The sequence below is a fragment of the Oligoflexus sp. genome (assembly GCF_035638955.1).
Taxonomy (GTDB): Bacteria; Bdellovibrionota_B; Oligoflexia; order Oligoflexales; family Oligoflexaceae; genus Oligoflexus.
In genome coordinates this window covers 1-8,276 of sequence record NZ_DASQYZ010000119.1, presented here as the reverse complement: position 1 = coordinate 8,276, position 8,276 = coordinate 1, and the positions used below count along the sequence as shown (strand labels likewise).

10 protein-coding genes and 1 pseudogene are annotated in these 8,276 nt (G+C 49.3%); 6 read left to right on the top strand and 5 right to left on the bottom strand.

The annotated features are described in order from the left end of the window. The first annotated feature begins 117 nt into the window (after positions 1-117). Positions 118-345: a hypothetical protein gene (locus VE954_RS11495; RefSeq protein ID WP_324952791.1), complete on the top strand. Its 228-nt coding sequence runs from the start codon at positions 118-120 to the stop codon at positions 343-345. On the opposite strand, the gene VE954_RS44210 is transcribed toward VE954_RS11495, so the two are convergent. Then, on the bottom strand, positions 244-525 hold the full coding sequence (locus tag VE954_RS44210; RefSeq protein ID WP_414698996.1) for an Hpt domain-containing protein: 282 nt from the start codon (positions 523-525) through the stop codon (positions 244-246). The two genes, VE954_RS11495 and VE954_RS44210, sit on opposite strands and share 102 nt — an antisense overlap. An 83-nt stretch (positions 526-608) precedes the next feature. Here VE954_RS44210 and VE954_RS11490 point away from each other — a divergent pair, with 83 nt between their 5' ends. Both VE954_RS11490 and VE954_RS11485 read left to right on the top strand, forming a co-directional pair. Beyond that, positions 609-2,720, top strand: coding sequence for a methyl-accepting chemotaxis protein (locus VE954_RS11490; protein WP_324952790.1), 2,112 nt, complete (start codon positions 609-611; stop codon positions 2,718-2,720). 199 nt (positions 2,721-2,919) lie between these two features. Continuing rightward, complete coding sequence (locus tag VE954_RS11485; RefSeq protein ID WP_324952789.1) at positions 2,920-3,306, top strand: response regulator; 387 nt, start codon at positions 2,920-2,922, stop codon at positions 3,304-3,306. Between the two features lie 344 nt (positions 3,307-3,650). On the opposite strand, the gene VE954_RS11480 is transcribed toward VE954_RS11485, so the two are convergent. Further along, positions 3,651-4,016, bottom strand: coding sequence for a DDE-type integrase/transposase/recombinase (locus VE954_RS11480; protein WP_324952788.1), 366 nt, complete (start codon positions 4,014-4,016; stop codon positions 3,651-3,653). A gap of 1,095 nt (positions 4,017-5,111) precedes the next feature. On the opposite strand from VE954_RS11480, the gene VE954_RS11475 reads away from it, so the two are divergent. Continuing rightward, on the top strand, positions 5,112-5,468 hold the full coding sequence (locus VE954_RS11475) for a hypothetical protein (RefSeq protein WP_324952787.1): 357 nt from the start codon (positions 5,112-5,114) through the stop codon (positions 5,466-5,468). A 211-nt stretch (positions 5,469-5,679) separates the two neighbouring features. On the opposite strand, the pseudogene VE954_RS11470 reads toward VE954_RS11475, so the two are convergent. Next, a pseudogene (locus VE954_RS11470) lies at positions 5,680-6,021 on the bottom strand (DDE-type integrase/transposase/recombinase); the annotation flags it as partial. Positions 6,022-6,167: 146 nt separating this feature from the next. Then, complete coding sequence (locus VE954_RS11465; RefSeq protein ID WP_324952786.1) at positions 6,168-6,722, bottom strand: hypothetical protein; 555 nt, start codon at positions 6,720-6,722, stop codon at positions 6,168-6,170. Between the two features lie 511 nt (positions 6,723-7,233). On the opposite strand from VE954_RS11465, the gene VE954_RS11460 reads away from it, so the two are divergent. Beyond that, positions 7,234-7,380 carry a hypothetical protein gene (locus tag VE954_RS11460; RefSeq protein ID WP_324952785.1) on the top strand — a complete coding sequence of 49 codons (147 nt, stop codon included), beginning with the start codon at positions 7,234-7,236 and terminating at the stop codon, positions 7,378-7,380. A gap of 43 nt (positions 7,381-7,423) precedes the next feature. Here the strand turns inward: VE954_RS11460 and VE954_RS11455 are convergent, their stop codons facing one another. Further along, complete coding sequence (locus VE954_RS11455) at positions 7,424-7,570, bottom strand: hypothetical protein (RefSeq protein WP_324952784.1); 147 nt, start codon at positions 7,568-7,570, stop codon at positions 7,424-7,426. 159 nt (positions 7,571-7,729) lie between these two features. Between VE954_RS11455 and VE954_RS11450 the strand changes: the two genes are divergently transcribed. After that, positions 7,730-7,969, top strand: a complete 240-nt coding sequence (locus VE954_RS11450; protein WP_324952783.1) for a hypothetical protein — start codon at positions 7,730-7,732, stop codon at positions 7,967-7,969. Positions 7,970-8,276: the final 307 nt, after the last annotated feature.

The following is an 8,276-nucleotide window of genomic DNA, read 5'->3' as shown; positions in this document are numbered from 1 at the left end:
GGGGGTGATGCCCTCGAAACCTCACTTCACCCTTTGAAAGTTTTGCGACAGAGCCCTTTTTGAACATGGCATCTGCCTGTCACAGGGAATGAAGGCTCTTGACGGCAGGATATAGCCATGATCAGCACTGTTGCTGAGGGCATGGAGAAGACTCTGCCGGACGGCATCGAGCACATCCGCCGGCCACTCATCAATACCATCGGCGACATCGATCGATCGTATCGGAATTCCACCCTCCCTGAGCTACTTTCTGAGGGCCGGGAGGAGGGGGCCGACGACATCCATAAGGGATGTGGCGCCCAGCTGATCCGTGGCGTGACTCGTAAACATGTCAAGAATGAGTGACTGGTGGGCCGTGGTCTCGTCGCGGAGCACCGTGAGGGCCTGATCAATGACCTCCGCCCTCCCCTCGGAAAGGGCGCTTTCCAGGCTGTGAATGACTTCGCTGAGCCTTTTGAGTCCAAGGGTGCGGGCCTCACCCTTCCTCGTGTGAAGATCGCGTTTTGAGGTGGCCTCGAGCCAAATCTCTTCAGGACCCTCCAGAACTCAAGTCAAATATGCTAAAATGAGCCATTAGCCAGCATTATAAAAATAGGTCATTTATCTACATGAAACTACGCATATCACTCAATGCCAGATTTATTTTAGTTGGTGCTGCCTATGCTTTTCCTATCGTAATCCTGCTGCACTTTATGATTACCGAGAAAAGCAAGAGCATTGAATTTGCAGAGATGGAAATCAAGGGCAATATCTATCTTCGAAACGTTGTTCACGTTTTTGATGCTCTTGCAAGACATCATCTCCTTACGATAGCTCACCGGAATGCGAATGCCGGGACAATATCAAGCGGGCTGATTTCGCAGACTGAAACCACCCTGGATCGTCGCCTGGACGAACTTGCCAAAGTTCAGGGCATCCTGGGCGAGGATCTACAATTCACCAGCGAAGGACTGGCGAAGCGTGGTCGTAAAAATTTTACGGTCGTAAACCTTCAAAGCGGATGGGCTGAATTAAAAACGTCATGGCGTTCGTTGAGCCCGGACGAAAACCGGGCCCGGCATCTTGCCTTGATATCCATCGTTAAAGGCATGATAAGCCATGCGGGAGATACGTCGAATCTTATCCTCGATCCTGATCTGGATAGCTACTATCTCATGGATGCGATTCTCCTCGGTTTGCCACTGCTTCAGGCCAGGATTCACGAATCGCTGTATCAAAGCATCGAATATGCTTCAAAACAGTCACAGACAACTGAAGATATGATTGGCATCCGCGTTCTCCAGGCTCAAATAAGTGCGGATTTGGAGCGGGTTGCAACGAGCATCCGCACTTCAATTAATGAAGATGAAAACTTTCATACCAGAAATAATTCGCTGCAGAACGAAATGCCTGCCGGGCTCAAAGCTCTCCTGGACCGGGCCAGTCGATTTACAGCCAGTCTTGATAGCGCAGTCAGCAGGCCATGGAGCCAGCAGCTCATGGATGAGGGGCTTGCAGCCTTCGATGAGAGCTTCCGGATATGGGATATCGGCGCGAGCATTTTGGACTCCCTGCTGCAAGCAAGAATCGATGAGTTTGAGGGCAGCAAGCGGCGTTCTCTTGTACTCGTTGCCTTGTCATGGTTCCTTGCGATTTTTCTGGCAAGGCAACTTCAGAACTCGGTCATTCAAACAACCTTTCCCATCCTGAACAGGCTCAGACGCATTTCCCTGGAAACAAAGCAAACCAGCACCATGCTCCATGCATCGGCAGATAAAACGTCCACTGCCGCTGTGGACCAGGCTGCCGCGATGCAGGAAACAGTCGCCACGATAAACCAAATTCAAGCCACGATAAACCGAAGCGTCGAAATTGCCAACGCATCCGCTCAAAGGGCTGACGCCAGCTTTCAAATTTCCGAAGAGAGCAGGACAGCCTTCAACACGATGCGAAGCGCAATGGATGGGATCCGCATATCAATAGCATCCATGTTCAAGCAGCTTAGCGAAAGCAACCAAAAAATGTCTGAGACAATATCCATTATTGATAAGATTTCTGAAAAAACAAACATCATCAATAACATTGTGTTTCAAACAAAACTCCTGGCTTTCAATGCCTCGGTGGAAGCTGCTCGTGCAGGCGAAAGCGGCAAAGGTTTCGCCGTTGTCGCTGAAGAGGTAGGAAACCTTGCGCAAATGAGCGGGATGGCAGCCCAGGAAATTAATAGCCTTCTTAAAACCAGCCGCTCTGCTGTTACAGTGATCGTCCAGGAGTCGAAGCAGCAATATGATGCTTTGGAGCATGATGAGACAGAGAAAATCGAGTCAGGCATTCGCCTTGCGGACAGATGCAATGAGACTCTGATTGAAGTGCTCGAACATGTGGGGTGCGTTAAAAATCTGATGTCGGACATACTGGAAGGCGCCAGGGAAACCGCGCTGGCTATCAATAATATTGTCGAAGCCATGCATGTGACCGACATGGCAACTCATATAAATGCCAGTGTGGCCCAGGAAACCAAGCGGTTCGCTGAAGCTTTGCATCGTCAGGCGAAGCTGATTGATGGCCTTGTTCTGAAACTCACGATCGCCTTTCTTGGATCACAATCCAAAGAATCGACCGTGCAACATGCATCAATCAAGACCCCTCCCAGGATGGAAGAGTCGCCTTCCAATCGAGACGCCATCGACGAAGACGGAGACGAACAGAGTGGCGGGATTCGGCGAGTATCCGGATTGTAGTTCAAATGTAATGAAAAATGACAGACGGCACGGGCAAGGCGGGGAGAGATGCACTTGAAGCCTAACGATCACAGGCAGGGATGCCTTTGGCACAAAATGTATAAGGCTGGTGCCCGAATGAGCGGATTACGGCCCGTTGGCCTGGGCCGCTTTTGGGCAGGACCATTTCGAACAATAGTTTAACCCAAGGGGATGCCTTGTGAACTTTCTTTTTGTCGATGACGATCCGGAGATCCTTGAGTGGTACATGGACCTTTTTCGCTTTGTGGCCCCCCAGGCACAACTCGTTGCGGCAAAGGACGGCAAGGCGGCCCTGGAGAGCTGCAGGTCCACACATTTTTCGTTGATCGTGACCGACTGCAACATGCCCAATATGGATGGAATGGAGTTCATAGAGCATCTCAGGTCCCAAGACACATTGAGCAGCGTCGTACCTGTTATTATAGCTTCAGGGTATAATCTTCCGGAGGAATTTGTCGGGAAGCATGCCAATGTTCACGAAATTCAAAAGCCGATCAATGGCCAAACTTTGCTTAAGTTGTGTTCAGAGCTGACAAAAATTTCCATCTTGTGGAGCCATGCGTGACTGTGGATCATGTCTGCCAGTTCCACTTCTTCTGTCAACCCATGCAAACACAAAGCGTGGGTCTGCAATGCATCCGATGGTGGCACTTCTTTGGCCGTTCACCCTTACGAGATTCAGCTGAAACCCGTCCTTCTATGGCTATGGACTTTCCCATATGGGCAAAATTAAACCATACGGTCGAACCTGTTTTCTCATTGAGAACGGAAAGCGAAGCCCTGGCCCCTTTGGAACCGAATCGGATTGATCGAAACATAATCAGGTAGAGGCCCTCAACCCCAATGATTTCGCCAATATATCGCTAAATAGTCAGAGTCATTCGGGAAAATATCTGGATTCGCGAGCAATCATGCCGCCATGGAATGGAAGATCTCAGCAGATGTGTGTCCCTCTGCTTTGAGCTGCCGTTTTCGAATGATCCTCATCGCCTCAAAGCCACCAATTGTAATCCTTGCAGTTCGAAATCTCCCAAAGCCCAAGGTGGCTCTGCATAACTGTTTGATGGGCCTATGGTCCTGCTCGATAATGTTCAAATATTTGTTCTGACGAATTTCGATATCAGTGCTTGGTTTTGATGCCTTTTGCATTTTCGACACTTGAACGATGGTTCCCTTTTGTTCGTCTTTCCAGCTCATACATGACTTCTCTATGAAGCCTTTTCTGCAACGCTCATGACCAAGGCTCTTTCCCAGGCCGCTTGCAGCAGTTTGCAATCCGCTCCTGCAAACCGATTACGAAGGGCCTACCTTCATCTTCCCTTGCTGCTTTCTACGATACACTCTCATCAAGATGCAAGCTTTTGCCCACAGGCCGCTTAGGGCGCCGGACAGCCTTCTCCAGTCCTAGCGCGCACTAGGTGACCGAGCGGTAGATGGCGCGTTCAATCACCTGTCGACCTCAGCGCTCTGCATTGTGTTTTCGAAGGCACTGATGAAATCCCCGCTGCCAGCTGCCGAGATACGGATATTTCGGCCATCTGCTTCACCTTGCTTGCAGTCAAGACCGTGATGTTCTCGCCTGGATTCCATGCGCGACATAGTGCAATGTAAATAGCAAGACGACTTTGGTAATTTTTTTGCGAAATCAAGCTTCTGCAAGTTAATAAAGTCAGGAATTCGATGCTACTCCCCTGCTCGGAAATCTGACTTCTGGGTAAAGGTTTCAAGCAGATTCAAATGCTCACTTCACCGGCCTTAAAATTCCAGCGCAAAATTCGAACTGTATTACAGGTTTCTTAGCTGTTAAAGATGAGTCGAAAAAGATCCGACAAAGAATCAGCAACTTGAATATCTTTAACGACATTATTTGAAACCGTAATTTACCTCGGGGAGCAAGGCCATGAAGATGAAAGTTGACAGGATGAAGGCTGCACTGTTTCTTGTCATGGCCTTTCTGCATGGCTTTGGTTGCGCAAATAATAATGATGACCAATCGATAAAGCTGCCATCTTCAGAAACTCTATCCTTCGACTTTGGAAGCCTGACTCAGGGAGAAAGCAAACAAAACGGCCTTAAGCTAAGCATCTTGAGCAACCATGCCACCGCCAGCCTCATTTTGGGCGTAACCAACCTCGGGGTCCTTTTGCACACCTTGATTCCGGCAGTGCCCTGCATGCCGCATTCAGCCAGAAACCCACTTTATTGTCAGATGGCTCCTGGGAATGGAAAGTGACATTCGATAGCCTGGAAGCCGGAGAAACGGAAGCGAGGCTTGTTGGAAGGCAGGAAAGCGACGGGCAGCGCAATTGGAAAATGTTCCTAAGCACGTCAAAAATCGATGCAAATGGTTGCTGCACAAATGAGATGTGGATGAGCGGGACCGAAAATGGCACGCAAGGAATGTGGACGGTGCATGGATATAGTGAACAGTCCAAGCGTATCGCGGCGAAAGGCAGAATAGAGTGGAGCCATGCTGCTGCCTTGGATAAGCAGACGAAGTTCGTTGCTTTGGATGTGACTGAAAATGCTCTGGGCTGGAAGCCAAATGGATTTGTACTTTACAGTCGCAAGGAACAATCTGTTTCTGTCTTGATCGACAAGGTCACGGAAGACAAGTCGGAGGTGGAAATAAAATGGGATGCGAAGACGACCGCAGGTTCCATGCTCCATGAGGACGGCGCTAAAGCGTGCTGGGATACTGAAAAAAATAATGTGGCGTGTTTGTGATTCTATAGGCAGCCAGATTGAAAAATTGGGTTTCTAAAAATTCTCTGGAATTTTGAGTGCTCCCTAAGCATAAAACAGGGTTTCTCAAGGAGTGAGAAATGATTGTTGAGATTACAGCGACCAACAGGGTTTTGCAAACGTTGGTTAATAGTATGGCCTCGATCCGAGGAAATGGATGACCTGCATTGACGGGATCATTCCCCGGACGTAGTTATCCTGCCAGGGCGTAAAACAGGTCGAATGGAGTGGAGCCCTGGATATCAAACTGACCTTTTTTGATCACGGCCATCATCTCGATTCCGGCAATCGCTTTAGCGGCCGACATGAAGGTTTTGAAACCCAGCATGGGCCTTGTCCTTTGCCTCACTTGCCTGTGATGCTGCTCAATAAGGTTATTCAGATATTTCACCTGCCGGAGCTCAATGCCGGTTGAATGTTCATCATTGAAAGTCTTGAGACAGGCGGCGTTTGCCCCTGATTTGTCTGCGTTGACTTTTTCCGGCACTCCATGCTGACGAATGGCCTTTTTCAAAAATCCCATGGCCGCTTTCTGATCCCGCTTTGATGGTGCCCGGGTCCAGGCCTGTTTAAACCAAAGCGGGCGTCCTGTCTTACCAGCTCGGTTGAGCTGGTAAGATTAGTCCAAGTTAGGCTTCACGGCCTTAGGTTACTCGCAGCTTCTGCTGAAATTAACCATTCCTAGTCGATATCATTGCACGAAAACTCAACCGAGTAGATTGAGTCTTTATTGAAATCCAGAAACCCTTGATAATACTTTTCCAATTTTAGAGTGTTTGTCCAAAAGTTGTATCTGGCTTCCGTAACCGTGCGCGGAATGCCGAAGCTGTTATTGGTTTCGATAACAGTCAGCATCGGACCCAGCTGGGAAGCAAAGAACGCGCTAACGCCTCGCGTGTATTCTTCGACTCCCGGGCGGACGCCGTCTGTTGAACCCACTGCGAAAACACCATTCAAAAGTTTTTGTTCATCCTGGAAGGTGTAGGCTAGGGAGCCTTGAAGAGCAAAGCCATCTGCGCCGCCATCTGACTTGCCTCTATAGAGACAAATCGAGCCGGAAGTCACGGTGTATAAACCCGGCTCAGAATCCCGAAAATTGCAGGACGCGATCGCTTTTGCGTCGAGGACTTGAGGTCGTTCATCTTCCGAAGAACGCAATTCTGGACACCGAGAAGGATCGGCGAAAGCCATTGTGGAAACGAAGCTCAAAAGAAGTGGAATGGGAAGCTTTGGCATGTGTTGGATCTCCCGGTCTTGAAGGTGCATGGAATGGGGTCCACATTGGACGCAATTCAAACGGAGATGGTTATCATGTTCGTAACAGGAACTCAATTGAGTCACATTAGAGGATTTATCAGTTGTGAGCAGGGCCAGGATACACATCAGATGAAAAAAATTTCGACTAAATGGTTCTGACGTGGGTTTTGATATGGAGGCGATAGGTCAGAGGCTTACTTTACCCTTGAATCGAAGTTCTTCAGCCACTATATCCCGTGCATCGCTGCAAAAGAAAATATCGTAGAAAAGATCGTGGGTATTTCTAAGCGCAATAAGTCGTCCATCCAGGAAAGCCCTCCGCGGAAAGCATTGTATCGTCTCTATTCAGGCGTAAAGCTGTAATAAATTCAGCGATGCTTTGTTTTTCATCAGCCGAGGTCTTATCCGTAATCGTGGAAGCTGGAGCATCCTGCTTGCCTGTTTATTCCATATCCATGGGGTCTTCGCTGAACGCGAATATGAATTTTCTTTGGCTGATATCGAGCCTTATGTCATCCGGGAAAAACAGCAAACCGAACCGGTCAAGGGTCTGCAGGTGGAAATTCTTCAGCTGCTTGCTAAAAAAATTGGGCATGGGATCATGCTTTACACCGATCCCTACCAGACGCTATATTGATGACGCCTTCAAGCCGATCTATGATGGAACGATTTACTCAGACTTATTGATAGATACCTGATCCCTGTAGCGGGAAACGATCGCTGCAAAGATTGCGGATGACTTCATTGTCGATAAATGCGTCGAGCTTTTCCAGAAAATTTTTGGGGTTTTCTGGCGCCTTGTTTGGATAATACTCAAGTCCCATCATGGCACGCTACCGATGCAAATTGGAGCGATCCTGCAACGCCCGCCAGCCTCGATATTTCGTGATCGACAAACGCGCAAAATACGGTTGCAGGTTCCTGTTGCAAGATCTTTTGTTGCACGTCTATCGTCGAGAGACATTCTTGCATCATAACGAGGCCCCATGACCAGCATAATCGGCTATTTGCTCCGGAACCACTGGAAACCCTTGGCCCGGAATATCCAGGCAGCTCATCTACTGCCGCCTCCTGTTACAGTATTGATCGACGTTGCGCTATTGGCCGTTGTGGTTGTTGTGCTCTTTGCATTCATATTGCCGCCCGTTGCAGTCGTCGTTGCCGTTGCAGAATTCCCACCCGTTTGGGATTGCGAGCAGGTTGCCAAGGAGTTAGCCGTAGTTTGAGCGGAAGCCGCCGTGTTCTGTCCTTGAGCACTAGCGTTGGCGTTGTTACTCCCTGTCTGACTCGACGCCGCGGAATTTCCAGGAGACGGCGTGCCTCCGCAAGGGCCGCCATTTCCAGTTGGGGAATTGCTCGCGAGGATGGGGCCGGCAGAAGTTCCAGAAGGGTTTGACGGTGCAGGCGAGCCTACAGGATTGGCCGCTACAGGCCCTTGTGCTGCAGTATTTCCGGAGCTTGAACTGCTGCCGAGAGGAGGCTGGTTCAAACTCGCCAAATCGAAACGGGCTCGTGTACTATGGATTTTTGTCA